The organism is Calditerrivibrio sp., from assembly GCF_049968475.1.
Classification (GTDB): domain Bacteria; phylum Chrysiogenota; class Deferribacteres; order Deferribacterales; family Calditerrivibrionaceae; genus Calditerrivibrio; species Calditerrivibrio nitroreducens_A.
The window spans coordinates 1-525 of the sequence record NZ_JBMFQS010000041.1 but is presented as its reverse complement, the minus strand read 5'-3'; the positions used below and the strand labels follow the sequence as shown (position 1 = coordinate 525).

1 pseudogene is annotated in these 525 nt (G+C 47.8%); it reads left to right on the top strand.

Annotated elements, in window-relative coordinates:
- A pseudogene (locus tag ACP5Q2_RS09945) lies at nt 1-411 on the top strand (hypothetical protein); the annotation flags it as partial.
- Between the last annotated feature and the right edge of the window lie 114 nt (nt 412-525).

The window sequence follows — 525 nt, the reverse complement described above, 5'->3', positions numbered from 1 at the left end:
AAAGAGCTCATAGCCAATGTGCCATCAACAAAGAAGATGATAGTCATAGATACCTGCAATGCTGGAAAGCTTGGTGAGGCACTTCAGGTAGCAATGCTCACAAGGGGGATGAGTGAGGAGACAGCGGTAAAGATACTCTCCCGTGCAGTTGGCTCAACCATACTCAGTGCATCAACCTCACTTCAGGAGGCACTTGAGGGCTATCAGGGACACGGGCTGTTTACCTATGTTCTTTCAGAAGGCATGAAGGGAAAAGCAGACATGGACAGGGATGGCTTTATAAAGACCCTTGAACTTGCAAACTATGTGGACAGTGAAGTTCCTGCCCTTGCAGAGAAGGTATTCAAGCGAGCCCAATATCCAACAGCAACCCCAAGCGGCCAGGCTTTTCCGATAGGGAAAATAAAATAGTTCAAGGTGGTTCAAGGTGGTTCAGATGATGGCAGGATGGTGGCATCAGGAAGTAAGGATTACACCATCAAGCTCTGGGATGTAGCAACTGGTCGTGAGATAAGAACACTAAGC